At 71.4% G+C, this 24,880-nt stretch carries 23 protein-coding genes; 19 read left to right on the top strand and 4 right to left on the bottom strand.

The features are described 5' to 3' along the window. Nucleotides 1-138 precede the first annotated feature (138 nt). The 14 genes from pyrR to ACZ6S4_RS35610 all read left to right on the top strand — a co-directional run bounded on the left by pyrR (nt 139) and on the right by ACZ6S4_RS35610 (nt 16,972). Nucleotides 139-720 (top strand): bifunctional pyr operon transcriptional regulator/uracil phosphoribosyltransferase PyrR, encoded by a 582-nt coding sequence (pyrR, locus tag ACZ6S4_RS35675; protein ID WP_465479140.1) that lies wholly within the window; start codon nt 139-141, stop codon nt 718-720. Further along, nucleotides 717-1,640: an aspartate carbamoyltransferase catalytic subunit gene (locus tag ACZ6S4_RS35670; RefSeq protein WP_465479139.1), complete on the top strand. Its 924-nt coding sequence runs from the start codon at nt 717-719 to the stop codon at nt 1,638-1,640. The genes pyrR and ACZ6S4_RS35670 overlap by 4 nt, the downstream gene beginning before the upstream one ends. After that, the gene (locus ACZ6S4_RS35665; RefSeq protein WP_465479138.1) at nt 1,637-2,902 is read left to right on the top strand and encodes a dihydroorotase; all 1,266 of its coding nucleotides are present in this window, start codon (nt 1,637-1,639) and stop codon (nt 2,900-2,902) included. The genes ACZ6S4_RS35670 and ACZ6S4_RS35665 overlap by 4 nt, the downstream gene beginning before the upstream one ends. After that, nucleotides 2,899-4,011 (top strand): glutamine-hydrolyzing carbamoyl-phosphate synthase small subunit, encoded by a 1,113-nt coding sequence (gene carA / locus ACZ6S4_RS35660; protein ID WP_465479137.1) that lies wholly within the window; start codon nt 2,899-2,901, stop codon nt 4,009-4,011. Before ACZ6S4_RS35665 ends, carA begins: the two co-directional genes overlap by 4 nt. Then, a complete protein-coding gene (gene carB, locus ACZ6S4_RS35655; RefSeq protein ID WP_465479136.1) occupies nt 4,011-7,322 on the top strand; it encodes a carbamoyl-phosphate synthase large subunit in 3,312 nt (1,103 codons plus the stop codon). Before carA ends, carB begins: the two co-directional genes overlap by 1 nt. Nucleotides 7,323-7,362: 40 nt before the next feature. Next, nucleotides 7,363-8,391 carry a quinone-dependent dihydroorotate dehydrogenase gene (locus ACZ6S4_RS35650; RefSeq protein ID WP_465479135.1) on the top strand — a complete coding sequence of 343 codons (1,029 nt, stop codon included), beginning with the start codon at nt 7,363-7,365 and terminating at the stop codon, nt 8,389-8,391. 49 nt (nt 8,392-8,440) lie between these two features. After that, entirely contained in the window at nt 8,441-9,709 is a 1,269-nt protein-coding gene (locus tag ACZ6S4_RS35645; RefSeq protein WP_465479211.1) for an adenosylmethionine--8-amino-7-oxononanoate transaminase, read from the top strand. Between the two features lie 21 nt (nt 9,710-9,730). Further along, a complete protein-coding gene (gene pyrF / locus ACZ6S4_RS35640; RefSeq protein WP_465479134.1) occupies nt 9,731-10,561 on the top strand; it encodes an orotidine-5'-phosphate decarboxylase in 831 nt (276 codons plus the stop codon). A 183-nt stretch (nt 10,562-10,744) separates the two neighbouring features. Continuing rightward, nucleotides 10,745-11,062 (top strand): integration host factor, actinobacterial type, encoded by a 318-nt coding sequence (gene mihF / locus ACZ6S4_RS35635; protein WP_125806289.1) that lies wholly within the window; start codon nt 10,745-10,747, stop codon nt 11,060-11,062. Between the two features lie 32 nt (nt 11,063-11,094). Continuing rightward, entirely contained in the window at nt 11,095-11,697 is a 603-nt protein-coding gene (gene gmk / locus ACZ6S4_RS35630; protein WP_465479133.1) for a guanylate kinase, read from the top strand. Nucleotides 11,698-11,718: 21 nt separating this feature from the next. Beyond that, nucleotides 11,719-11,982: a DNA-directed RNA polymerase subunit omega gene (gene rpoZ / locus ACZ6S4_RS35625; protein WP_015623990.1), complete on the top strand. Its 264-nt coding sequence runs from the start codon at nt 11,719-11,721 to the stop codon at nt 11,980-11,982. A 71-nt stretch (nt 11,983-12,053) separates the two neighbouring features. Beyond that, nucleotides 12,054-13,277, top strand: coding sequence for a bifunctional phosphopantothenoylcysteine decarboxylase/phosphopantothenate--cysteine ligase CoaBC (gene coaBC / locus ACZ6S4_RS35620; RefSeq protein ID WP_465479132.1), 1,224 nt, complete (start codon nt 12,054-12,056; stop codon nt 13,275-13,277). A gap of 75 nt (nt 13,278-13,352) precedes the next feature. After that, on the top strand, nt 13,353-14,543 hold the full coding sequence (gene metK / locus ACZ6S4_RS35615; RefSeq protein ID WP_465479131.1) for a methionine adenosyltransferase: 1,191 nt from the start codon (nt 13,353-13,355) through the stop codon (nt 14,541-14,543). Nucleotides 14,544-14,698: 155 nt separating this feature from the next. Continuing rightward, entirely contained in the window at nt 14,699-16,972 is a 2,274-nt protein-coding gene (locus ACZ6S4_RS35610; RefSeq protein WP_465479210.1) for a primosomal protein N', read from the top strand. A gap of 127 nt (nt 16,973-17,099) precedes the next feature. Here ACZ6S4_RS35610 and ACZ6S4_RS35605 read toward each other — a convergent pair whose 3' ends face one another. From ACZ6S4_RS35605 to ACZ6S4_RS35595, 3 genes are read right to left on the bottom strand one after another with little or no spacing between them, the layout of a single operon-like run. Beyond that, the gene (locus tag ACZ6S4_RS35605) at nt 17,100-17,708 is read right to left on the bottom strand and encodes a LysE family translocator (RefSeq protein ID WP_465479130.1); all 609 of its coding nucleotides are present in this window, start codon (nt 17,706-17,708) and stop codon (nt 17,100-17,102) included. A gap of 24 nt (nt 17,709-17,732) precedes the next feature. Then, nucleotides 17,733-18,215 (bottom strand): GNAT family N-acetyltransferase, encoded by a 483-nt coding sequence (locus ACZ6S4_RS35600; protein WP_465479129.1) that lies wholly within the window; start codon nt 18,213-18,215, stop codon nt 17,733-17,735. Between the two features lie 36 nt (nt 18,216-18,251). After that, nucleotides 18,252-19,436 (bottom strand): esterase-like activity of phytase family protein, encoded by a 1,185-nt coding sequence (locus ACZ6S4_RS35595; protein WP_465479128.1) that lies wholly within the window; start codon nt 19,434-19,436, stop codon nt 18,252-18,254. A 134-nt stretch (nt 19,437-19,570) separates the two neighbouring features. On the opposite strand from ACZ6S4_RS35595, the gene def reads away from it, so the two are divergent. The 4 genes from def to ACZ6S4_RS35575 are packed head-to-tail and all read left to right on the top strand — an operon-like array spanning nt 19,571 to nt 23,242. After that, on the top strand, nt 19,571-20,122 hold the full coding sequence (gene def / locus ACZ6S4_RS35590) for a peptide deformylase (protein WP_465479127.1): 552 nt from the start codon (nt 19,571-19,573) through the stop codon (nt 20,120-20,122). A 4-nt stretch (nt 20,123-20,126) separates the two neighbouring features. Next, on the top strand, nt 20,127-21,053 hold the full coding sequence (gene fmt, locus ACZ6S4_RS35585; RefSeq protein WP_465479126.1) for a methionyl-tRNA formyltransferase: 927 nt from the start codon (nt 20,127-20,129) through the stop codon (nt 21,051-21,053). Further along, on the top strand, nt 21,050-22,567 hold the full coding sequence (locus ACZ6S4_RS35580) for an RsmB/NOP family class I SAM-dependent RNA methyltransferase (RefSeq protein ID WP_465479125.1): 1,518 nt from the start codon (nt 21,050-21,052) through the stop codon (nt 22,565-22,567). The genes fmt and ACZ6S4_RS35580 overlap by 4 nt, the downstream gene beginning before the upstream one ends. Before the next feature lie 48 nt (nt 22,568-22,615). Next, the gene (locus tag ACZ6S4_RS35575) at nt 22,616-23,242 is read left to right on the top strand and encodes a sulfotransferase family protein (RefSeq protein WP_465479124.1); all 627 of its coding nucleotides are present in this window, start codon (nt 22,616-22,618) and stop codon (nt 23,240-23,242) included. 1 nt (nt 23,243) lies between these two features. Here ACZ6S4_RS35575 and ACZ6S4_RS35570 read toward each other — a convergent pair whose 3' ends face one another. After that, a complete protein-coding gene (locus ACZ6S4_RS35570) occupies nt 23,244-24,110 on the bottom strand; it encodes a septum formation family protein (RefSeq protein ID WP_465479123.1) in 867 nt (288 codons plus the stop codon). A gap of 78 nt (nt 24,111-24,188) precedes the next feature. Here ACZ6S4_RS35570 and rpe point away from each other — a divergent pair, with 78 nt between their 5' ends. Next, nucleotides 24,189-24,866, top strand: coding sequence for a ribulose-phosphate 3-epimerase (rpe, locus tag ACZ6S4_RS35565; RefSeq protein ID WP_465479122.1), 678 nt, complete (start codon nt 24,189-24,191; stop codon nt 24,864-24,866). Nucleotides 24,867-24,880 lie beyond the last annotated feature (14 nt).

Genomic DNA, 24,880 nt, shown 5'->3' with positions numbered 1-24,880 from the left:
CGCGGGTCAGCCACGTCACCATGGTCAACGCCGCGCTCACTGGTAACGTAGCGTCAGCCATCAAGCGGCCCCTACCCGGGTCTGCTTGACCGACGTCCTTTAACGACCCGTCCCGTGAGGCGGGGAAGGAGGTCCGCTGTGGCGTCTCTACGCGACACCCACATCGGCACTGCGCAAGGTAAAACCGTCCTTTCCTCGGCGGATCTGCATCGGGTGGTCGACCGGATCGCGCACCAGATCCTGGAGAAGACCTCCGGCGCCACCGGCACCGTGCTGCTGGGCATCCCCACCCGCGGCGTACCGCTGGCCCGCCGGCTGGCCGCCCGCATCCACGCCTTCGAGGGCATCGACGTGCCGGTCGGCGCGCTCGACATCACGCTCTACCGCGACGACCTGCGGCTGCACGCCACCCGCGCGCTCGGCAAGACCGAGCTCCCGGGCGACGGCATCGACGGGCGCCGGGTGATCCTCGTCGACGACGTGCTGTTCTCCGGCCGGACCGTGCGGGCCGCGCTGGACGCGCTCAACGACGTCGGCCGGCCCAGCTCCGTGCAGCTCGCCGTGCTGGTCGACCGCGGCCACCGGGAGCTGCCGATCCGCGCCGACTACGTCGGCAAGAACATCCCCACCGCGCAGTCGGAGAGCGTCCGGGTCTTGCTGGCCGAGACCGACGGCGGCGTGGACGAGGTACGGCTCTCCGGCTCGGAGGAGACCCGATGATCAAGCACTTGCGCTCGGCCGCCGACCTGGACGCCGAGACCGCCACCCTGATCCTGGACACCGCCGGCGAGATGGCCGCACTGGCCGGCCGCGAGGTCAAGAAGCTGCCGACCCTGCGCGGCCGTACGGTGGTCAACCTCTTCTACGAGGACTCCACCCGCACCCGGATCTCGTTCGAGGCGGCGGCCAAGCGGCTCTCCGCCGATGTGATCAATTTCTCCGCCAAGGGTTCCAGCGTGTCGAAGGGCGAGAGCCTCAAGGACACCGCGCTGACCCTGCAGGCGATGGGCGCCGACGCGGTGGTGATCCGGCACCCGGCCAGCGGCGCGCCGCACCGCCTGGCGTCCTGGGTGGACGGTTCGGTGATCAACGCCGGGGACGGCACCCACGAGCACCCGACCCAGGCGCTGCTGGACGCGTACACGATGCGGTCCCGGCTCGGCCGGATCGCCGGCCTGAGGGTCGCGATCGTGGGTGACGTACTGCACAGCCGGGTCGCCCGGTCCAACGTTCTGCTGCTCAGCACGCTCGGCGCCGAGGTCACCCTGGTCGGCCCGCCCACCCTGATCCCGATCGGCGTGGCCGCGGCCCTGGAACCGTCGACCAAAGTGTCGTACGACCTGGATAGCGTCCTGCCCGACGCGGACGTCGTGATGATGCTGCGGGTGCAGACCGAACGGATGCAGGACTCCTTCTTCCCCTCGGCCCGCGAATATTCCCGCCGCTACGGACTCGACGTGCCGCGCATGAGGAAGCTGCCGGAGCACGCGATCGTCATGCACCCCGGACCGATGAACCGGGGCATGGAGATCGCGCCCGAGGTGGCCGACTCCTCGCGTTCCACGATCGTCGAACAGGTCGCCAACGGTGTCAGCGCCCGGATGGCCGTCCTCTACCTGCTGCTCGGAGGCAAGGCATGACCTCGTACCTGATCAAGGGTGTTTCCCTGCTCGGCGCCGCGCCGGCCGACCTGCTGATCCGCGACGGGGTGATCGCCACCGGGACCGACGCGCAGGCGGAGGTCATCGACGCCGCCGGTCTGGTCGCCCTGCCCGGACTGGTCGACCTGCACACCCACCTGCGGGAGCCGGGGCGCGAGGACGCCGAGACGGTCGAGACCGGCTCGCGCGCCGCGGCCCTGGGCGGTTACACGGCGGTCTTCGCGATGGCCAACACCTCGCCGGTCGCGGACACCGCGGGCGTCGTCGAGCAGGTCTGGCGGCTGGGCCGCGAGGCCGGCCTGGTCGACGTGCAGCCGATCGGCGCGGTCACCGTCGGGCTGGCCGGAAAGCAGCTGGCCGAGCTGGGTGCGATGGCCACCTCGGCCGCCGGGGTGCGGATCTTCTCCGACGACGGCCACTGCGTCGCCGACCCGCGCCTGATGCGCCGCGCGCTGGAATACGTGAAGGCGTTCGACGGCATCATCGCCCAGCACGCGGAGGAGCCGCGGCTGACCGAGGGTGCCCAGATGCACGAGGGCGAGGTCTCCACCCGGCTCGGGCTGACCGGCTGGCCCGCGGTGGCCGAGGAGGCGATCATCGCCCGCGACGTGCTGCTGGCCGAGCACGTCGGCAGCCGGCTGCACGTCTGCCACGTCTCCACCGCCGGGTCGGTCGAGGTGCTGCGCCAGGCCAAGGCCCGCGGCGTACGGGTGACCGCCGAGGTCACGCCGCACCACCTGCTGCTCACCGACGAGCTCGCCGCCAGCTACGACCCGGTCTACAAGGTCAATCCGCCGCTGCGCACCGCCGCCGACGTGCGGGCGCTGCGCCAGGCCCTGGTCGATGGTGTGATCGACATCGTGGCCACCGACCATGCGCCGCACGCGGTCGAGGACAAAGAATGTGAGTGGGCCTACGCCCGCCCGGGCATGGTGGGTCTCGAGACGGCGCTGCCGGTCGTGCTCTCCGTGCTCGGGGAGCAGTGGGAGCTCATCGCCGAGCGCATGTCCCGCGCCCCGGCCCGCATCGCCGGCCTCACCGGGCACGGCACCGACCTCGCGGCCGGCACGCCGGCCAACCTGACGCTGGTGGACCCGTCCGCCCGCCGGGTCGTCGACCCGGCCGAGCTGGCGAGCCGCAGCCGCAACACACCGTACGCGGGCACCACCCTGCCGGGTCGCATCGTCGCGACCTTCCTCCGGGGAGAGCCGACAGTCCTGGATGGGAAGGCTGTTAAGTGAAACCAGCGATCTTGGTTCTGGAAGACGGGCGCACGTTCCGTGGTCAGTCCTACGGCGCCGAGGGGGAGACCTTCGGCGAGGCCGTGTTCACCACCGGCATGACGGGCTATCAGGAGACGCTGACCGACCCGTCGTACCACCGGCAGGTCGTCGTGCAGACCGCGCCGCAGATCGGCAACACCGGCGTCAACGCCGAGGACGACGAGTCGGACCGGATCTGGGTGGCCGGCTACGTGGTCCGCGACCCGGCCCGCCGGCCGTCGAACTGGCGCTCGACCGGCGACCTCGGTGAGCGGCTCGCCGCTGAGGGCGTCGTCGGCATCAGCGGCGTCGACACCCGCGCGCTGACCCGCCATCTGCGCGAACGCGGCGCGATGCGGGTCGGCATCTCCACCGTCGATCTCGACCCGGCCTCGCTCAAGGCGCGGGTGCTGGCCCAGCCCCAGATGACCGGCGCCGACCTGTCCGCCGAGGTCACCACGACCGAGCGTTACACGGTCGAAGCGGTCGGCGAGCACCGGTACACGGTCGCCGCGCTGGACCTCGGCATCAAGCGCAACGTCTCCCGGCGGCTGGCCGAGCGCGGCGTGACCACGCACATCTTCCCGGCCTCCTCGACGATCGAGCAGCTGCTGGAGGTCAGCCCGGACGCGGTGTTCCTGTCACCCGGCCCCGGCGACCCGGCCACCGCGGACGTACCGGTGGAACTGGCCCGGGCGGTCCTGACCCGCCGGGTGCCGCTGTTCGGCATCTGCTTCGGCAGCCAGATCCTGGGCCGGGCGCTCGGCTTCGGCACCTACAAGCTGGGGTACGGCCACCGCGGCATCAACCAGCCGGTGTTCGACAAGACCACGGGCAAGGTCGAGGTCACCTCGCACAACCACGGTTTCGCGGTCGACGCCCCGCTGAACACGGTCATCGACACCGATTTCGGTGGTGTCGAGGTCTCGCACGTCTGCCTCAACGACAACGTGGTCGAAGGTCTGCGGGCGCTGGACGTGCCCGCGTTCACGGTCCAGTACCACCCCGAGGCGGCAGCCGGCCCGCACGACGCGGACTACCTGTTCGATCGCTTCGTGGAGCTCGTCGAGAAGGTTGAGGCCCGCTGATGCCGAAGCGCTCCGATCTGCAGCACGTGATGGTGATCGGCTCCGGCCCGATCGTCATCGGCCAGGCCTGCGAGTTCGACTACTCCGGCACCCAGGCGTGCCGGGTGCTGCGCGCCGAGGGGCTGCGCGTCTCGCTGGTCAACTCCAACCCGGCCACGATCATGACCGACCCGGAGTTCGCCGACGCCACCTACGTCGAGCCGATCACCCCGGAGTTCGTCGAGCTGGTCATCGCCAAGGAACGCCCGGACGCGATCCTGGCCACCCTGGGCGGGCAGACGGCCCTCAACACCGCGGTCGCCCTGCACGAGAACGGCGTCCTGGAGAAGTACGGCGTCGAGCTGATCGGCGCGAACATCGACGCCATCCGCAAGGGCGAGGACCGCCAGCTGTTCAAGGACATCGTGGCCAAGGCCGGTGGCGAGACGCCGCGCTCGCGGGTCTGCCACTCGATGGACGAGGTGCACGCGACCGTCGCCGAGCTGGGCCTGCCGGTGGTCATCCGGCCGTCGTTCACCATGGGCGGGCTCGGCTCCGGCATGGCGCACAACGACGAGGACCTGGACCGCCTGGCCGGCGGCGGCCTGGCCGCCTCCCCGGTGCACGAGGTGCTGATCGAGGAGAGCGTGCTCGGCTGGAAGGAGTACGAGCTCGAGCTGATGCGCGACAAGCACGACAACGTCGTGGTGGTCTGCTCGATCGAGAACGTCGACCCGATGGGCGTGCACACCGGCGACAGCGTCACCGTCGCCCCCGCCATGACCCTCACCGACCGCGAGTACCAGAAGCTGCGCGACCTGGGCATCGCCGTGCTGCGTGAGGTCGGCGTGGACACCGGCGGCTGCAACATCCAGTTCGCGATCAATCCGGCCGACGGCCGCCTGGTCGTGATCGAGATGAACCCGCGGGTCTCGCGGTCCAGCGCGCTGGCCTCCAAGGCCACCGGCTTCCCGATCGCCAAGATCGCCGCCAAGCTGGCCATCGGCTACACCCTGGACGAGATCCCGAACGACATCACGCTCAAGACCCCGGCGGCGTTCGAGCCGGCGCTGGACTACGTGGTCGTCAAGATCCCGCGGTTCGCGTTCGAGAAGTTCCCCGGCGCCGACGCCGAGCTGACCACCACGATGAAGTCGGTCGGCGAGGCGATGAGCCTGGGCCGCAACTTCGCCGAGGCGCTCAACAAGGCGATGCGCTCGATGGAGACCAAGGCCGCCGGCTTCTGGACTCTGCCTGACGATGCCGACCTCGCGTCGACCTTGGCCGCTTTGCGGGTCCCGCACGACGGGCGCCTTTACACGGTCGAGCGCGCCCTCCGGCTCGGCGCGACGGTCGAGCAGGTGCACGAGGCCAGCGGCGGCATCGACCCGTGGTTCCTCGACGAGATCGCGGCCCTGATCGAGCTGCGGGACGCGGTCGAGGCGGCCCCGGTGCTCGACGAGGCCCTGCTGCGCCGCGCGAAGCGCTCGGGCTTCTCCGACCGCCAGCTCGCCGCCCTGCGTCCGGAACTGGCCGGCGAGGACGGTGTACGCATCCTGCGGCACCGGCTCGGGGTGCGGCCGGTCTACAAGACGGTCGACACCTGCGCCGCGGAGTTCGAGGCGAACACGCCGTACCACTACTCCACGTACGAGGAGGAGACCGAGGTCGCGCCGTCCGACCGGCCCAAGGTGCTGATCCTCGGGTCCGGGCCGAACCGGATCGGGCAGGGCATCGAGTTCGACTACTCGTGCGTGCACGCGGTGATGGCGCTGCGCGAGGTCAACTTCGAGACCGTCATGGTCAACTGCAACCCGGAGACGGTCTCCACCGACTACGACACCGCCGACCGGCTCTACTTCGAGCCGCTGACCTTCGAGGACGTCCTGGAGGTGTTCCACTCCGAGGACTCGTCCGGCAAGGCCGCCGGCGGCCCCGGCGTGGTCGGCGTGATCGTCCAGCTCGGCGGTCAGACCCCGCTCGGCCTGGCCCAGCGGCTCAAGGCCGCGGGCGTACCCATCGTCGGCACCTCGCCCGAGTCGATCGACCTGGCCGAGGACCGCGGCGCGTTCGGCCAGGTGCTGCACCGGGCCGGCCTGCGCTCGCCCGAGCACGGCACCGCGACCAGCTTCGAGGAAGCCAAGGCCATCGCCGACGAGATCGGCTACCCGGTGCTGGTCCGGCCGTCGTACGTGCTCGGCGGCCGCGGCATGGAGATCGTGTACGACGAGCCGACGCTGGCCGACTACATCGCCCGGGCCACCGAGATCTCGCCGGACCACCCGGTGCTGGTCGACCGTTTCCTGGACGACGCGATCGAGATCGACGTGGACGCGCTCTGCGACGCCACCGGCGAGGTCTACCTCGGCGGCGTCATGGAGCACATCGAGGAGGCCGGCATCCACTCCGGCGACTCGTCCTGCTCGCTGCCGCCGGTCACCCTGGCCGGTTCGCACCTGGCCGAGGTACGCCGCTACACCGAGGCGATCGCCCGCGGCGTGGGCGTGCGCGGCCTGCTCAACGTCCAGTACGCCCTCAAGGACGACACGCTCTACGTCCTGGAGGCCAACCCGCGCGCGTCCCGGACGGTCCCGTTCGTCTCCAAGGCGACGGCGGTGCCGCTGGCCAAGGCGGCCGCCCGGATCATGCTCGGCGCCACCATCAAGGAGCTGCGCGAGGAGGGCATCCTGTTCCGCAGCCGCGACGGCGGCGAGGTACCGGCGAACGCGCCGATCGCGGTCAAGGAGGCGGTGCTGCCGTTCAAGCGGTTCCGCACCCCGGCCGGCAAGGGCGTGGACAGCCTGCTCGGCCCGGAGATGAAGTCGACCGGCGAGGTCATGGGCATCGACCCCGGCTTCGGCCCGGCCTTCGCCAAGTCGCAGGCGGCGGCGTACGGCTCGCTGCCGACCAGCGGCAAGATCTTCGTCTCGGTGGCCAACCGCGACAAGCGCTCGATGATCTTCCCGGTCAAGCGCCTGGCCGACCTGGGCTTCACCATCGTCACCACGGCCGGCACCGGCGAGGTGCTGCGCCGGCACGGCATCGAGTGCGAGATCGTGCCCAAGCACTTCGAGAGCCCCGGCCAGAACGCGGTGGCGCTGATCCAGGCCGGCGAGATCGCCCTGATCATCAACACGCCGCAGGGCTCGGGGGCGAGCGCCCGCTCGGACGGCTACGAGATCCGCAGCGCCGCGGTCACGTACGACATCCCGAGCATCACCACCGTGCCGGGCGCGGCCGCGGCGGTGATGGGCATCGAGGCCCTGATGCGCGGTGACATGACGGTCCGCCCGCTGCAGGAGCTGCACGCCATGCTGCGGGAGGGCGAGTGAGCGGGCTCGCGATCACCGGAGCGCCGGCGGAGGTGATGGCGTGAGCGCCTTCACCGGTGCCGTCCGGCCGGTTCTGTTCCGGCTGGGCGGCGGTGACGCGGAGAAGGCGCACGAGTTCACGCTCTCCCGGCTGGCGTCGCTGGGTGACCGGACGCGGGCGCTGCTGCACCGCCGGTATGCGGTGCAGGCTCCGGTCGAGGCCTTCGGCGTGCGCTTCCCCAACCCGGTGGGGCTGGCGGCCGGCATGGACAAGAACGGCGTGGCCCTGCCGGCCTGGCCCGCGCTCGGCTTCGGCTTCGTCGAGGTCGGCACGGTCACCGCGAAACCGCAACCCGGCAACGACAAGCCCCGGCTGTTCCGGCTGCGTGACAGCGAGGCCGTGATCAACCGGATGGGCTTCAACAACGCGGGCGCGGCGGCCCTGGCCACCCGCCTGGCCGAGCTGGGGCCGCTGGAAGTGCCGCTGGGCATCTCGCTGGGCAAGTCCAAGGTGACGCCGCTGGAGGAGGCGGTGGAGGACTACCTGACGTCCTACAACCTGCTGCACCCGTACGCGGACTACATCGCGGTCAACGTGTCGTCACCGAACACCCCCGGGCTGCGCACCCTCCAGGACAAGTCAGCCCTGGCGGCGCTGCTCGGGGCGCTGGTGGGCGAGAAGCCGGTGCTGGTGAAGATCGCCCCGGACCTGACCGAACCGGCCATCGCGGAGCTCCTCGAGGTCTGCCTCGCGTACGGCGCGGCCGGCGTCATCGCGACCAACACGACGCTGTCCCGCGACGGGCTGGCGGCGGCGGACCAGCCGCGGGCGGGCGAGGCGGGCGGGCTGTCCGGGCGGCCGCTCACCGAACGGGCCCGCAAGATCGTCCACTTCGTCCACGAGGAGACCGGCGGCCGCCTGCCGATCATCGGCGTGGGCGGCATCGTCGAGCCGGACGACGCGACCCGCATGTTCGACGCGGGGGCGGCGCTGGTGCAGCTCTACACCGGCTTCATCTACCGCGGGCCGGCCCTGGTCCGGGCCGCGGCCAAGGCCTACGCGACCGCCGGGGAGAAGGCCACGCCGTGACCCCCGGCCCGGCCGGCGGACTGCGGGGGCGGTCGTGAGCGGCGGCGGGCTGGGCGAGGCCGAGCTGCTCGCGCTCGACCGGGCGCACGTCTGGCATCCCTACGGGCCGATGCCCGGGCGCAGCGAGCCCTACGTCGTCGCGAGCGCCGAGGGCGTCCGGCTGCGGCTGGCCGACGGGCGGGAGCTCATCGACGGCATGTCGTCGTGGTGGGCCGCCATCCACGGCTACCGGCACCCCGTGCTGGACGCGGCGCTCAGCGAACAGGCCGGCCGGATGAGCCACGTCATGTTCGGCGGGCTCACCCATGCGCCCGCCGTCGAGCTGGCCACCACCCTGGTCGAGCTGACCCCGGACGGGCTCGAGCACGTCTTCCTCTGCGACTCCGGCTCAGTCGGGGTCGAGGTGGCCATCAAGATGGCCTTGCAGGCCCAGCTCGCCCGGGGCCGGCCGGACCGGCGCAAGCTCGCCACCTGGCGCGGCGGGTACCACGGCGACACGTTCCATCCGATGAGCGTCTGCGACCCGGTCGGCGGGATGCACCAGCTGTGGACCGGGGTGCTGCCGGCCCAGATCTTCGCGGGTCCGCCGCCGGCCGACTACGACGAGGCCTACGCGACCGAGCTGACCGAGCTCGTCGCCCGGCACGCCGATGAGCTCGCCGCCGTCATCGTCGAGCCTGTCGTGCAGGGCGCCGGCGGCATGCGCATGCATCACCCCGGTTACCTGCGGGTGCTGCGTGAGGTGACCGCTGCGCACGGCGTACTGCTGATCTTCGACGAGATCGCGACCGGCTTCGGCCGTACCGGTGAGCTGTTCGCCGCCGGCCACGCCGGGGTGACGCCCGACATCATGTGCCTGGGCAAAGCCCTCACCGGGGGATATCTGACCCTCGCCGCCACCCTCTGCACCGCCGCGGTGGCCCACACCGTCTCCGCCGGCAGCGCCGGCGGGCTGGCGCACGGGCCGACCTTCATGGGCAACCCGCTGGCCTGCGCCGTCGCCAACGCCTCCATCGGCCTGCTGCGGGCCCAGGACTGGCCGGGCCAGGTCCGGCGTATCGAAGCGGGCCTCCGGGCCGGTCTGGAGCCGCTGCGGGGCCTTCCCGGGGTCGCCGACGTGCGGGTCCTGGGCGCGATCGGCGTGGTCCAGCTCGATCACGCCGTCGACGTGGCCGGGGCGACTGCGGCCGCCGTGGCTGCCGGCGTCTGGCTGCGGCCGTTCCGGGATCTGATCTACACGATGCCGCCGTACGTCACCGACGACGCCGACGTCGCCCGCATTACCCAAGGAATCGCCGCGGCGGTGTCCGCCACCTGACACGGAAGTGAGAACGCCCCTATGGAGTCCTTCGGAAGCCGTCTGCACCGTGCCACCCGGGAGCGGGGGCCGCTGTGCGTCGGGATCGATCCGCACGCCGCTCTGCTCGGCCGCTGGGGTCTCTCGGACGACGTCGCCGGCCTGGAACGTTTCGCCCTAACGGTTGTCGAAGCACTGGCCGATCGGGTCGCCGTGTTCAAGCCGCAGTCGGCTTTCTTCGAGAGATTTGGGTCACGTGGCATCGCCGTTCTTGAGTCAACTATCCGACAGTCACGCGAGGCCGGTGCGCTGGTCCTTCTCGACGTGAAGCGCGGCGACATCGGCTCGACGATGGCCGCGTACGCAAGCGCTTACCTCAATCCGGACAGTTCGCTGTGTGCTGACGCGATCACTGTGAGTCCCTATCTCGGAGTCGGCTCATTGCAGCCCGCGTTCGACATGGCGGCCGAACACGGCGGCGGCGTTTTCGTTCTGGCGCTGACCTCCAACCCCGAGGGAGCGAGCGTCCAGCACGCCGTCGGCGCCGGCGGACGGACCGTCGCGCAGACCGTGATCGACGAGATTGCGCAGGTCAACGTGGGTGCGGAGCCGCTCGGCAGCCTCGGGCTGGTGGTCGGCGCGACCATCGGCGCGACCGGTCACGACCTGTCCAAGGTGAACGGACCGCTGCTCGCTCCGGGCCTCGGAGCACAGGGTGGAAGCCCCGCGGACCTGCGCGAAATTTTCGGGGAAAGCCTGCGGAACGTGCTGCCGTCGTACTCACGCGAGGTCCTCGGCGCGGGCCCCGATGTGACCTCGTTGCGGGCAGCCGCGGACCGCGCGGTCACCGCCTGTAGCGCCGTGATCGGGTGAAACGGCCTGCCTAGCAGGCCTGCCCCGGTCCGGGTGGGGGGTACCCCCACGTTGCCGAAACCGCCGCTGACCGCTAGTTTTCCCGGCGCCAGGAACCACATGCCCCTTTGGTTCCCTGGCACACCACGTTTCACAGAGTGCCGGTATTGGACTACCGGTGCGATAGGGACCTGAGGAGAACTGGTGCCGCTCCCGCAACTAAGCCCCGAGCAGCGTAAAGCCGCGCTGGAGAAGGCCGCGGAGATTCGCAAGGCCCGGGCCGAGCTGAAGGATCAGCTCAAGTCTGGCAAGACCACCCTCGCCGCCGTGCTCGACCGGGCGGAAGGCGACGACGTCGTCGGCAAGCTGAAGGTTTCGGCCGTGCTCCAGGCGCTGCCGGGCATCGGCAAGATCCGGGCCACCCAGATCATGGAGAAGCTCAAGATCGCCGACAGTCGCCGTCTTCGTGGCCTGGGCGAGCAGCAGCGTAAGGCCCTCCTGGGGGAGTTCGCTGCGAACTGACTCACCGGCTCGTGTTGAATGAGCCTGTGAGCATGGATGACGACGCGCGCCCGGCAGCCCGACTCACCGTCCTGTCCGGCCCCTCGGGGGTGGGCAAAGACAGCGTGATCGAGCTGATCCGGGCGCGCTCGCCATGGATCAAGCTGTCGGTGTCGGTGACAACCCGCAAGAAGCGCGACTACGAGACCGACGGCGAGCACTACCACTTCGTCACCCGGCAGGAGTTCCAGCGCCTCGTCGACGGCGACCAGCTGCTCGAGTGGGCGGAGTTCGCGGGCAACCTCTACGGCACGCCCCGGGCCCAGGTCGAGGGCTGGCTCGCGCAGGGCCGCCCGGTGCTGCTCAAGATCGACCTGCAGGGCGCCCGGCAGGTGCGGGCCACGATGCCCGACGCCCAGCTCGTCTTCCTCGCCCCGCCCAGCGTCGAGGAGCTCAAGCGCCGGCTGATCGGGCGCGGCACCGACGACGAGGACACCATCCGGCGGCGCCTGGCGCACGCCGACGAGGAACTCGCCGCCGAGAAGGAGTTCGACCGCACCGTGGTCAACGACTTCGTCGAGCGCGCCGCTGACGAGCTGGTAGGATTGCTCGGTTCGTCGTTTCTGACTCCCGCTCAGCCGCCGGTGTCAAGCTGAGAATTAAGGAAGTACATCACTGTGGGAACCATCGCCAACCCCGAAGGCATCACCAACCCGCCGATCGACGAGCTGCTCGACAAGACCTCGTCGAAGTACTCGCTGGTGATCTTCGCGGCCAAGCGCGCCCGCCAGGTCAACGCCTACTACAGCCAGCTCGGCGAGGGCCTGCTGGAGTATGTCGGCCCGCTGGTCGAGACCACTCCGCAGGAGAAGCCGCTCTCGATCGCGATGCGCGAGATCAACGCCGGTCTGCTGACCGCCGAGGCGACCGACAACCCCTGATCCGCTGATCCACCGTGCACCCGCGCCCGCTCACCGCGGGCGCGGGTTTTTCGTTGACGGGAAGTGTGCCCATGCCGGAGGTCGTGCTCGGGGTGTGCGGTGGCATCGCCGCGTACAAGGCCTGTGAGCTGCTACGGCTGTTCACCGAGTCGGGGCACGGCGTGCGTGTCGTGCCGACCGCGTCCGCGCTGAAGTTCGTCGGCGCGCCCACCTGGGCCGCGTTGTCCGGCCGCCCGGTGACCACCGAGGTGTGGGACGACGTGCACGAGGTGCCGCACGTGCGCATCGGCCGGCACGCCGAGCTGGTCGTGGTCGCGCCCGCGACCGCCGACATGCTCGCCAAGGCGGCCCACGGCATCGCCGACGACCTGCTGACCAACACGCTGCTCACCGCGACGTGCCCGGTGGTCTACGCCCCGGCGATGCACACCGAGATGTGGGAGAACCCCGCCACCAGGGCCAACGTCGCGACCCTGCGGTCCCGCGGCGCGATCGTCATCGAGCCGGCTGTGGGCCGGCTCACGGGCGCCGACACCGGCAAGGGCCGGCTGCCGGACCCGGCCCAGATCTTCGCCGCCGCCCTGCGCGTGCTGCGTCGCGGCGCGGCCGCGGAGACCGACCTGGCGGGCCGCCGGGTGGTCGTCACCGCGGGTGGCACCCGTGAGCCGCTGGACCCGGTCCGGTTCCTGGGCAACCGCTCGTCGGGCAAGCAGGGTTACGCCCTGGCCCGCGCGGCGGTCGCCCGGGGCGCGCGCGTCACGCTGATTGCGGCGAACGTCACTCTGGCCGATCCGGCGGGCGCCGACGTGGTGCGCGTCGGCACGACCGAGGAGCTGCGCAAGGCCACGGTCGAGGCCGCCGCGGACGCGGACGTCGTGGTCATGGCGGCGGCCCCGGCCGACTTCCGGCCGGCCGCGGTCGCCGGCCAGAAGATCAAGAAAAGCGACGAGGGTACGGCGCCCACCCTCGAGCTGGTCACCAACCCGGACATCGCGGCCGAGCTCGGCGCGGCCAAACGCCCTGGTCAGCTGCTCGTGGCCTTCGCCGCGGAGACCCACGACGCGCTGGAGAACGCCCGCGGCAAACTGGTACGGAAACGCGCCGACCTCATCGTCGTTAACGAGGTGGGCGTCGACCTGGTCTTCGGGTCGGACAACAACACGGTCACGATCCTGGGCGCCGACGGGAGCACCACCGAGCTCGGGGAACTCCCGAAAGACGAGGTAGCCGATGCGATATGGGATCAGGTTGCCGGGCGCCTTGATCCGCAGGTCGGCGCGCTTGGGACGGGCTGAGACCGCCCCAGCGTCACTACAGCGGTGGTGACTACACTGCCGCGGAACGAAACTTCGACAAATCTGAGGAGCACCGTGGCACGCCGCCTGTTCACCTCCGAGTCGGTCACGGAAGGCCACCCGGACAAGATCGCTGATCAGATCAGCGACGGTATTCTTGATGCCCTGTTGTCGCAGGACCCCCGCAGCCGCGTCGCGGTGGAGACGCTGATCACGACCGGCCAGGTTCACGTGGCCGGTGAGGTGACCACCAAGGCGTATGCGGACATTCCGAGCATCGTGCGTGAGACGATCCTGGGTATCGGTTACGACTCGTCCAAGAAGGGCTTCGACGGCGCGTCGTGTGGCGTGAGTGTGTCGATCGGCTCGCAGTCGCCGGATATCGCCCAGGGTGTGGACAGCGCGGTCGAGTTGCGCGAGGGCAATTCCGAGCATGCGCTGGACGCTCAGGGTGCGGGCGATCAGGGCATGATGTTCGGCTTCGCGTGTTCGGAGACCCCGGAGCTGATGCCGCTGCCGATCGCGTTGGCGCACCGGCTGGCCCGGCGGTTGTCGACCGCGCGTAAGGACGGCACGATTCCGTACCTGCGTCCGGACGGTAAGACCCAGGTCACCATCGAGTACGACGGCCTGCGCCCGGTACGGCTGAACACCGTCGTGGTGTCGTCGCAGCACGCGGCCGACATCTCGCTGGAGTCGCTGCTGACCCCGGATGTGCGTGAGCACGTCATCGCCCCGGAGCTCGAGGGCCTGGGCCTGGACGTGGAGGACTACCGGCTGCTGGTGAACCCGACCGGTCGTTTCGAGATCGGCGGGCCGATGGGTGACGCCGGCCTGACCGGTCGCAAGATCATTGTTGATACGTACGGCGGGTACGCGCGGCACGGTGGTGGTGCGTTCTCGGGTAAGGACCCGTCGAAGGTGGACCGTTCGGCGGCGTACGCGATGCGCTGGGTGGCCAAGAACGTGGTCGCCGCGGGTCTGGCCGAGCGGTGTGAGACGCAGGTGGCGTACGCGATCGGTAAGGCGCACCCGGTGTCGTTGTTCGTGGAGACGTTCGGTACGGAGAACGTGCCGGTGGAGCGGATCGAGAAGGCCATCAACGAGGTGTTCGATCTGCGTCCGGCTGCGATCATCCGGGATCTGGATCTGTTGCGCCCGATCTATCAGCAGACCGCGGCGTACGGCCACTTCGGCCGGGAACTGCCGGAACTGCTGTGGGAGAACACCGACCGCGCCCAGGACCTGAAGTCCGCCGCGGCCTGAGTTTGGTGACGCCAGGAACGGGTGCCTCGACTCCGGTCGAGGCACCCGTGCTGTTTGCGCCGGAAGATGTCGTACCCGCGCGCCAGAATGTGCGGGTGAAGGCGGCCAAGGCGAAACCCGACCGGGAGCCGGCACCCCGGCTGCCGGTCGCCCGGGTGAGCGTCGAAGTGCCGCTGGCCCATCTCGACCGCCCGTTCGACTACCTGGTGTCCGCGGCGGATGACGAGGCCGCTCAGCCGGGTGTGCGGGTGAAGGTCCGCTTCGCCGGGCAGCTGGTGAACGGCTTCCTCCTGGAACGGGCCGAGACCAGCCCGCACGGCGGCACATTGGCTTACCTGGACAAAGTGGTCTCGCCGGAGCGGGTGCTGGACCCGGAGGTGGCGCGCCTGGCTCGCGCCGTCGCAGACCGGTACGCCGGCAATCTCTCGGATGTGTTGCGGCTGGCTGTGCCGCCTCGTCACGCTCGCGCGGAAGCGCAGGCCACCCCGCCTCCTGTTGATCCGCCGCCCGGCTCAGCAGCCGCACCTCCGGCACCCGGGGATGTCGCGGCTGCGGAGGTGGTGGCCACCGGCAGTCGCGCCAGCGCAATGTCCGGGCCGTGGGTCCAACCGGATGAGGGTGGTGACGCGCAGGCAGCGGAGATTCATTCGACTGCGGTCGTCGTGTCAGAGCCCGGTCCAGCCGGGAAAACGACGGTTGCTGCGGGCGCGACGAATGGCCTGCGGGCGGATGGCGCTGACGCCGGCAGTGAGCCGGATCCAGCGGAGGCAACGCCGGTCAGCCCGGACCCGGCCGACGCCGGCAGTGAGCCGGATCCAGCGGAGGCAACGCCGGTCAGTCCGGACCCGGCCGGCGCCGGGACTGTCCGGCCGGAGGCGGTTGCGCACGGGTGGGGGATTTATCCCACCGGTGGGGCCTTCGTGCACGCCTTGGAGCAGGGCCGGCCGGCTCGGGCCGTGTGGTCCGCGCTGCCCGGGGAGGACTGGCCGGCGCGGATCGCTGAGGCTGCCGGGGTCGTGGTGCGAGGCGGCCGGGGTGTGGTCATCGTGGTGCCGGACGCGCGCGATCTTGAGCGGCTTGATCGGGCTCTGACCGAGGTGCTCGGCGATGGGCGGCATGTCGCCCTCAACGCCGCCGCTGGGCCGGCGGAGCGGTACAGGAGGTTCCTCGCGGCCAGCCGGCATCGGGTGCCTGTTGTTGTCGGGACGCGGGCTGCCATGTTCGCGCCCGTTGCTCACCTCGGTCTGGTGGTCATCTGGGACGACGGGGATGACCTGCACGCCGAGCCGCGGGCGCCGTACCCGCACGCCCGGGACGTTCTGCTCACCCGCGCGCAGCTTGCTGACTGCGCCGCGCTGGTCGGGGGTTTTGCTCGCACGGGTGAGGCGCAGTTGCTGCTGGAGACCGGGTGGGCCAAGGAGATCGTCGCCGATCGTGGCACGTTGCGGGCGCGCAGCCCGGCCATCGCGCCGACCGGTGATGATCCGCAGCTGGCTCGGGATCCCGGTGCGGTGACCGCGCGGCTGCCGAGTCTTGCCTGGCAGGCGGCGCGTGGTGCGTTGCAGGCCGGGATGCCGGTGCTGGTGCAGGTGCCGCGGCGGGGTTACCTACCGTCCACCGCTTGCGCCGAGTGCCGCACCCCGGCCCGGTGCCCGCACTGCTCCGGTCCGCTTGGGCTGGCCGGCTCGCGCGACGTGCCGGCCTGTCACTGGTGTGGCCGGGCCGCGGCCGACTACGCCTGCCCGGCCTGCGGTGGGCGGCGGCTGCGGGCGTCCGTTACCGGTGCCCGGCGTACGGCGGAGGAGCTCGGCCGGGCCTTCCCGGGTTTCCCGGTGCGCACCTCCGGCCGGGACGAGATCCTGACCACCGTGCCCGGGACGGCCGCCGTCGTCGTCGCCACACCGGGAGCGGAGCCCGTTGCCGAGGGCGGCTACGGCGCGGTGTTGTTGCTGGACACGTGGGCGTTGCTCTCCCGGGCTGATCTGCGGGCCGCCGAGGAGACCATGCGGCGCTGGCTGTCCGCCGCCGCGCTGGCCCGGCCCGGTCCGGCGGGTGGCCGGGTGGTGGTCGTGGCCGACGGTTCGCTGGCCCCCGTGCAGGCGCTGCTGCGCTGGGACCCGGGCTGGTTCGCGGCCCGTGAGCTCGCCGAACGCCGGGAGCTGGGCTTCCCGCCAGCGGCCCGGATGGCCAGCGTCACCGGCAAGGCCGAGGCGGTGGCCGAATTCCTCGACGCGGCGCGCCTGCCCGACGATGTGGAGCTTCTCGGCCCGGTTCCGGCATCCGACGACCAGGAACGCATGCTGCTCCGCGTCTCGCGCGGCCGTGCGGCAGCTCTGGCCCGAGCTCTGCACGAGGCGGCGGCTGTCCGCAGCGTGAAGAAGTCCAACCTGCCGATCCGCATCCAGATCGACCCCGCCGAACTCCTCTGACCGGCAGCGCAGACCGGTAGATCTTTGGAAATGCGGCCACTTCTTACCAAGACTCGTGCCCGCACCACGATGAGCGACGGGCGGCGGAAGGCGGCACCCGGGTCAGTTTCGGCCGGGACAACCCAGCTCAGTCGGTGGCGAGCTTGGCGCTGAAGCCGAGCAGCGCCGCCCCCGCCGCCGCGTCGAGCATGCGCCGGACGCGCCGGCGAGCCAGCACCCGCCGCGCCCGAGCCAACCCGGCCACCACCACCAGCAGATACAGCAACGACAGCACAGCGTGGCTCAGCGTCAGCACGAGCAGCGCCCCCAGCGGCGCGTCCGGCCCCAGGAACTGCGGCAGCACCGCCAGGTAGAAGACCAGCACCTTCGGGTTGGTGATGTTGGACAGGAACCCCTGCCGCCACCCCGCCGCCCCGGCAGCCTCGCTTCCGGCTTCGGCATAGCGACCGGTCAGGGCCGACCGCAGTGCCTGGATGCCCAGGTACGCCAGATACGCGATGCCCGCCCACTTGATCGCCTGGAACACCGGCTGCGCCCGGGTCACGAGTGCGCCGAGTCCCGCCGCCGCGGCCAGGCCCTGCACCGCGTTGGAGCTGGCCACGCCGGCCGCGCTCCACGAGCCTCGGCGACGGCCGCCGGCCAGCGTGTTCTTGGTGATCACCGCGAAGTCCGGGCCCGGCACCAGGACGAGCACGATCGCGAAGATCAGGAACGATCCGTACGTCGACCACGTCATCCGCCGACCGTAACTCCGCCGCCCTCAGAGCGCCCGGTAGTACCTGACCAGGGGCAGGGCGGTGAAGCCGGCCTTCTCGTACGCGCGGCGGGCCGGTGCGTGGCCCGGGTCACCACCGGTGCCGATCGCCACCAGTTGCGCATCCGCCGCCCGGGCCTGCTCCACGGCGTACGAGATCAGCGCGTCCGCGATGCCCTTGCGCTGGTGCGCCGGGTCGACCGCCAGCATCTCGATCTCGCTGCTGCGGTCCGCATCGTTCGGCACCAGAGCGACGAAGCCGACCGGCTCGTCGCCGACCGTGGCCACCCACGTGGTCAGGGCGTGTTCGGTGCACACCTTCGTCACGTCCCGGGCCTGGGACGACAGCCAGTCCGGGTAGATCCGGCGGTAGATCTCCTCGCCCAGCACGGTCTCGAAGGACGCGAAGACGGGCGCCCACGCCCGCAGCGACAGTCCGACAACGGCGTCGATATCCGCGTGCGCGAGCGCCCTGATCCCGATCGTCATGACGATGAGATTGCCAGCGCGGTCAATCGGTTTGCGTCACGGCAGGACGCGCGGGTCCGGGTGCAGGGACGACGGCAGCCGTACGGTGATGAACTCGTTGTTGTCCGCCACGCCCGGCGTGCGGCCCGCCGAGCCCGGGAAGTTGTTGTCGTTCAGCACCGCCAGCGTCCGGCCGTCCAGCAGCGCCACGTCCTCGATCGTCTGGAACGGGAAGCGGAAGGTCTTGCCGAAGCCCCCCACACCACGCGGGTTCGCGATCCGCAGCAGGTCCACCACCAGGGTCTTGTCCATCACGCCGTCGTGGTTGCGGTCGCGGCGGTCGGCCAGGTAGATCCGCTTCACCGCGGCCGCGTCGCCCTGGGCGCCGTCGCGTTCGATCACCAGGAAGCGGTTCGCGTCGACCGGGATCGCGTCGCCGATCGCGTGGGACGGCGATTCCAGACGGTACGTCCAGCGCTTGCCGGTGTAGCTGCCGCGCCGCACGTCGAACTCGTTGAAGCGCAGGTCACCAGCCGTGTCGCCGGTCACCGTGCCTTCCAGCAGCGGGTACAGCCAGCGGCCGTCGGGGGAGTGGGCCATGCCTTCGAAGCCCTTGCTGCTGCCCAGGTTCGGGTTGCCGGCCGCGTTCTCCGGGGCGCGTACGCCCGGCAGGGCGATCGGCTCGCTCAGCAGCCGGCCGCCGCGGTCGAAGTGCAGCAGCCACGGGCCGAACTCGTCACCGATCCACAGCGAGCCGTCGGGGTCGCGCACGATCGACTCGACGTCGAAGTCCGCGCCGGTCAGCACCCGGTCCGGCCGTACCAGTGGGAACGGGATCTTGGCGTCGGGATCGGTCAGGTTGATGCCGCCGAGCACGTCGACCGCCCCGGTGGCCGGGACCGGGCCGATCTTCTGGATGCGCAGCAGGAAGTCGGCGCTGTTCGCCCTGGTGCCGAAGCCGTTGTCGGAGAGCACGTCGTAGGTGCCGTCGCCGTTGGGCAGCACCCCGGAGAAGCCCTGCACCGGCTGGTCGGCCCAGGGCGCCGCGATGCCGTTCACCGGCGCCGTACCCAAGGCCGCCCCGGACGGCTCGCTGCCCGGCACGAACGTCAGGGCCGGCAGGGACGCGAAGCCGGTCAGGGTGGGCGCGGCGGCCGAGTGTGCCGCGGAGGGCGCGGCCACCAGGCCGAGCGAGAGGGCGAGCAGGGCGGCGCCGGCCGCCCGGGAAACGTTGAGTCGCATGAGCCCGGACGGTAGAGAGCCCGGATGAACCGAGATCAACGCCGGCGTGAAGCGGCCCCGCACAATGGTGCCGGGTGCGTCCGTAGACTAGGTGCGATCAGCAATTCTTGTGAGCAGTCAGGAGTGGCACCCGCGTGACCGTCCAGCCCATCCGTCTGTTCGGCGACCCGGTGCTGCGTACGCCGGCCGACGCCGTGGTCGACTTCGACAAGGAACTGCGCCGGCTCGTCCGGGACCTCACCGAGACGATGCAGGACGAGGGCGGCGCCGGCCTGGCCGCACCCCAGCTCGGCGTGGGTCTGCGGGTGTTCACCTTCCACGTCGACGACGTGACCGGCCACATCGTCAACCCGGTGCTGTCGTTCCCCGACGACGAGGAGCAGGACGGCCCGGAGGGCTGCCTGTCCATCCCGGGCGTGTACGTCGACACCAAGCGCCGCCAGCACGTCGTCGCCCAGGGCTTCACCGAGCACGGCGAGGAGTTGCAGCTGGTCGGCACCGGCCTGATGGCGCGCTGCGTGCAGCACGAGACCGACCACCTCGACGGGGTGCTCTTCCTGGACCGGCTGGACGCCGCCGCACGTAAGGACGCGATGAAGCAGATCCGTGCCGCCGAGTGGTACGACGCCGGCGCCCCGCCGAAGGTCAAGGTCAACCCGCACGGCATCTTCGGCCTGGGGCGGTGACCCGGTGCGCCTGATCTTCGCCGGCACCCCCGAGGTGACCCTGCCGTCGCTCGACGCCCTGGCCGCCTCCAGCCACGAGATCGTCGCCGTCGTCACCCGCCCCGACGCCCCGGCCGGCCGCGGCCGCCGCCTGGTGCGCTCACCGGCCGGCGCCTGGGCCGACGAGCGCGGCATCGAGGTGCTCACCCCGCAGCGCCCCCGCGAGCCGGAGTTCCTCGAACGGCTGCGCGCGCTGGCCCCGGACTGCGTGCCCGTGGTCGCGTACGGCGCGCTGGTCCCGCCCAGCGCCCTGGAGATCCCCAAGCACGGCTGGGTCAACCTGCACTTCTCGCTGCTGCCCGCCTGGCGCGGTGCGGCCCCGGTGCAGCACGCCGTCCTGCACGGCGACGAGGTCACCGGCGCCAGCGTGTTCGAGCTGGAGGCCGGGATGGACACCGGCCCGGTCTACGGCACGCTGACCGAGCAGATCCGGCCCACCGACACCTCCGGTGACCTGCTCGCCCGGCTGGCCACCGAGGGCGCCGGCCTGCTGGTCGCCGTCCTGGACGCGATCGAGGCCGGCACCGCCCGGGCACACCCGCAGCCCGCCGACGGCGTGTCGATGGCCCCGAAGATCGCCGTCGAGGACGCCCGGGTCCGCTGGAGCTGCCCGGCGTTCGCCGTCGACCGGCGCATCCGCGCCTGCACCCCGGCGCCGGGCGCCTGGACCACCCTGCGCGACGAGCGGCTCAAGCTCGGGCCGGTGCGCCCGGTCGCCAACGCCGCCACGCTGGCCCCGGGGGAGCTGCTCGTCGAGCGCACCCAGGTGCTGGTGGGCACGGCGACCACCCCGGTGGTCCTGGGCGAGGTCCGGGCCGCCGGAAAGAAGCCGATGTCGGCCTCCGACTGGGCGCGTGGCCTGCGCCTCAACCCGGGGGAGACCCTCTCATGACCGAAGACCATCGGGCCGAGCGGCCGCAGGAGCAGCGCCGGCACAGTGCCGACCGGCCGCACAACGCCGGCCCGCGCCGCCCCGGCGGCCCCGGGCAGGGCCGGGACCAGAGCCGCGACAGCCGTTCCGGGCGGGCTCCACGAGCGGGTCGCCCGCCGTCGGACCCGGCCCGGCAGGCAGCGTACGAGGCCATCGCGGCCGTGCACCGGGATGACGCGTACGCGAACCTGGTGCTGGCCCAGATCCTGCGGGACATGCGGCTGCACGGCCGGGACGCGGCGTTCGCGACCGAGCTGACCTACGGCACCCTGCGCGCCGTGGGCACCCTGGATCTGATCATCGCGGACGCGGCCGGCCGTGACGTGTCGCGCATCGATCCGCCTGCTCGCGACGCGTTGCGCCTGGGTGCGTACCAGTTGCTCTTCACCCGGGTGCCGGCGCACGCCGCGGTGAACCAGACCGTCGACCTGGTCCGCGCGGTCGCGCCCGCGGCCCACGGTTTCGCCAACGCGGTCATGCGCACCATCTCGGACACCGGCCTGGAGGAGTGGCTGACCAAGCTGGCCCCGGACTACGCGGAGAACCCGGTCGGCAACCTCGCGGTCGTGCACAACCACCCGGAGTGGATCATCCGGTCGTTCGCCGAGGCGCTCGGTGGCGACCTGGAGGACACCGCCCGGCTGCTGATCGAGGACAACCAGCCGCCGACCGTGCACCTGTGCGCGCGGCCGGGCCGGGCCGACGCGGTCGAGCTGGCCGACGAGGTCGAGGGCGTGCCGGGCGCGTTCTCGCCGTACGCGGTCTACCTCAACGGGGGTTCGCCGAGCGAGCTGGCCGCCATCCGCGACGGCCGGGCCCACGTGCAGGACGAGGGCTCGCAGCTGGTGGCGGCCGCGCTGCTGGCCGCGCCGATCGAGGGCCAGGACAACCGCTGGCTGGACCTGTGCGCGGGCCCGGGCGGCAAGGCCGGGCTGCTCGGTTCGATCGCCGCGCTGCGGGGCGCCGAGGTCACCGCCGTCGAGGTCGCCGACCACCGGGCCCGGCTGGTCGAGCAGGCCACCGGCGGGCTGCCGGTCACGGTGCTGCCGACCGACGGCCGTACGGTCGGGCGCGACCCCGACCTGCCGGAGGAGGGCTTCGACCGGGTGCTGGTCGACGCGCCGTGCACCGGGCTGGGCTCACTGCGGCGGCGTCCGGAGTCGCGCTGGCGGCGTACCCCGGCCGATCTTCCGCCGCTGACCCGGCTCCAGCGGGAGCTGCTCGTGGCCGCGCTGCGGGCCGTGCGTCCCGGTGGCGTGGTCGCCTATGTGACCTGCTCACCGCACATGGTGGAGACGCAGGTGACCGTCACCGAGGGCGCCCGCCGCAGCGGCGTGGAGGTCGACTTCGTGGACGCGCGCCCGTTGCTGCCGCCGGGCATGCCCAAGCTGGGGCCGGGACCGACGGTGCAGTTGTGGCCGCACCGGCACGGCACCGACGCGATGTTCCTGGCGGTGCTGCGCCGCACCAGCTGAGCGCCTTGTCGACGTTTCAGGTCGACAAGGACAGGTATATAGAAGCCCATGGATGTCATCGGCGTGGGATTCGGTCGGACGGGCACTCTCAGCCTCAAGGTCGCGCTCGAGCAGCTGGGGTTCGGGCCCTGCATGCACATGCTGCCGTTGCTCGACGATCCGGAACGGGCCTCCCTGTTCCACGGGGCTGCCGACGGTGACCTGGCCAGCCTGGACAAGGCCCTGACGGGCCACCGCTCCACGGTGGACTGGCCGGGTGCGTACTTCTGGCGTGAGCTGACCGACCGGCACCCGGACGCCAAGGTCGTCCTGACCGTCCGGGACCCGCAACGCTGGTACGACAGCGCACACCGGACGATCTTCCAGGCCGCCATGCACAGTCCGGCCGCCGCGGACGGGTTCGCGGCAGCCGGACTGGAGATGGCCCGCGAGGTGGTCTGGGCGCGCACCTTCGGCGGCCGGTTCGCCGACCGGGAGCACGCCGTGCGCGTGTTCACGGAGCACAACGAGGCCGTGCGCCGGGAGGTCCCGGCGGAGCGGTTGCTCGAGTTCGAGGTGGCTCGGGGCTGGCAGCCGCTCTGCGACTTCCTGGGCGTGCCCGTGCCGGAGGAACCGTTCCCGCGGACCAACGACAGCGCGTCGTTCCAGGCCCACGTCATGGAGCGGAACGGCTGAATCAGTCCACGGGCAGCACCGAGGGGCCCGCGCCCTTCAGCGAGCGGGTGAAGGTCCGCTTGGCGAAGTACACGAAGCAGCGCACCCGGCGTTCGCCGGACAGCCATTCGGTACGCGTCGGGTTGTAGGAGATCCAGCCGGTGCGGTACTGCATGTCCGAGTCGTCCGGCAGCTTCGCGAACTTGGCGATCACCGCCCGGCAGCCCGCCGCGCTGCGCTCGGTGCCGGACTCCAGCGCCGCGTACGTGATCTCGGGCGCTTTCCACAGCCCGGCGAACTCGGCCCGGTGCCGCTCGTCGCACGGCACCGGGCGCATCGTCGTCACCGTCTCGCCGTCGACCGTCGGGTTGAAGCAGCCCAGCTTGAGCGGTGACGCACCGGCCAGCTCCCCGGCCAGGCTGCCGGTGCGGCTGGTCCGGCTCTGCCCGTCCAGGTCGGCGGTCGTGACGTCGCAGCGGAACCAGCGCGCGCCGCCCGACCAGGCCGCCTTGGTCGGCCAGACCACCTGCACGGCCACCCGGGCGGTGCGCCACGGGCCGCCGAGGAAGTCGGCCGCCCTGGTCGAGCATTCCTGGAACGCGGCCCGGGCGCCCGTCGTGCCGGCGGCCGGGACCACGTCGGCGTCCGCCGCGGTGCCGACGTGGAAGGTCTCCGAGACGTGCAGCTCGGCGCAGTCCACCGGCCGGTAGTCGTCCAGGGCCGCGGTCGCCGCCAGCATCTCGTGGCACTGGCCGGTGGCGGGACGGAAGGGGGCCAGGGAAGCGGGCATCCGCCAGTCGTCGGTCAGGTCGCCGTCGGTGCCGTCCGGTGGCGCGCCGGAACAACCGGCGGTGAGCAGCACCGCCAGCAGCACCGCCGTGTGTCGCATAGAACCCCTCCGGGAACGAACTGAAGGCAGTCCCCAGGAGTATCCCGGGTGACGGCAAACAGGCCATACACTTCACCGGTGGAGTCATCGCCGATCATCGCCCCCAGCATCCTGGCCGCGGACTTCGCGCACCTCGCCACCGCGGTGCACGACATCGAGGGCGCCGCCGACTGGGTGCACGTGGACGTCATGGACAACCATTTCGTCCCGAATCTGACCATCGGCCTGCCGGTCGTGCAGAGTCTGCGCAAGGCGACCGCCATCCCGTTCGACGTGCATCTGATGATCACGGATCCGGAGCGCTGGGCCCCCGGGTACGCCGAAGCCGGGGCGTACAACGTGACGTTCCACGCCGAGGCCTGTGAGAACCCCGTGGCCCTGGCCAAGACGCTGCGCGCGGCGGGCGCCAAGGCCGGCCTGGCCATCGACCGCGACACGCCCGTCGAGCCGTATCTCGAGCTGATTCCCTATGTGGACACGGTGTTGATCATGACGATCAAGGCCGGGTTCGGCGGGCAGAAGTTCATGCCCGAGATGCTGGAGAAGGTGCGGGACGTGCGCCGCCGGATCAGGGCCAAGAACCTCGAGGTACGCCTGGAGGTCGACGGTGGCATCGCCGCCGACACCATCGAGCAGGCCGCCGAGGCCGGTGCCGACGCGTTCGTCGCGGGCACCGCGGTGTACGGCGCCGAGGACCCCGCCGAGGCCTGCCGCAAGCTGCGCGCCCTGGCCGAGCGTTCGATGGTGCACGCATGAGCGAGCTTGCGAGC

The sequence above is a fragment of the Actinoplanes sp. NPDC051405 genome, from assembly GCF_055586185.1.
Note: the sequence above shows the minus strand (reverse complement) of the source record. Positions and strands in the feature narration are given on the sequence as shown.

Bases quoted from the DNA above. Each gene is read 5' to 3' on its own strand.
- ACZ6S4_RS35580 (WP_465479125.1), top strand. From the start codon at position 21,050: ATGACCGAAGACCATCGGGCCGAGCGGCCGCAGGAGCAGCGCCGGCAC.
- carB (WP_465479136.1), top strand. From the start codon at position 4,011: ATGCCGAAGCGCTCCGATCTGCAGCACGTGATGGTGATCGGCTCCGGC.
- coaBC (WP_465479132.1), top strand. From the start codon at position 12,054: ATGCCGGAGGTCGTGCTCGGGGTGTGCGGTGGCATCGCCGCGTACAAG.
- ACZ6S4_RS35670 (WP_465479139.1), top strand. From the start codon at position 717: ATGATCAAGCACTTGCGCTCGGCCGCCGACCTGGACGCCGAGACCGCC.
- ACZ6S4_RS35665 (WP_465479138.1), top strand. From the start codon at position 1,637: ATGACCTCGTACCTGATCAAGGGTGTTTCCCTGCTCGGCGCCGCGCCG.
- gmk (WP_465479133.1), top strand. From the start codon at position 11,095: ATGGATGACGACGCGCGCCCGGCAGCCCGACTCACCGTCCTGTCCGGC.
- ACZ6S4_RS35575 (WP_465479124.1), top strand. From the start codon at position 22,616: ATGGATGTCATCGGCGTGGGATTCGGTCGGACGGGCACTCTCAGCCTC.
- ACZ6S4_RS35595 (WP_465479128.1), bottom strand. From the start codon at position 19,436: ATGCGACTCAACGTTTCCCGGGCGGCCGGCGCCGCCCTGCTCGCCCTC.
- ACZ6S4_RS35570 (WP_465479123.1), bottom strand. From the start codon at position 24,110: ATGCGACACACGGCGGTGCTGCTGGCGGTGCTGCTCACCGCCGGTTGT.
- ACZ6S4_RS35600 (WP_465479129.1), bottom strand. From the start codon at position 18,215: ATGACGATCGGGATCAGGGCGCTCGCGCACGCGGATATCGACGCCGTT.
- pyrF (WP_465479134.1), top strand. From the start codon at position 9,731: ATGGAGTCCTTCGGAAGCCGTCTGCACCGTGCCACCCGGGAGCGGGGG.
- ACZ6S4_RS35605 (WP_465479130.1), bottom strand. From the start codon at position 17,708: ATGACGTGGTCGACGTACGGATCGTTCCTGATCTTCGCGATCGTGCTC.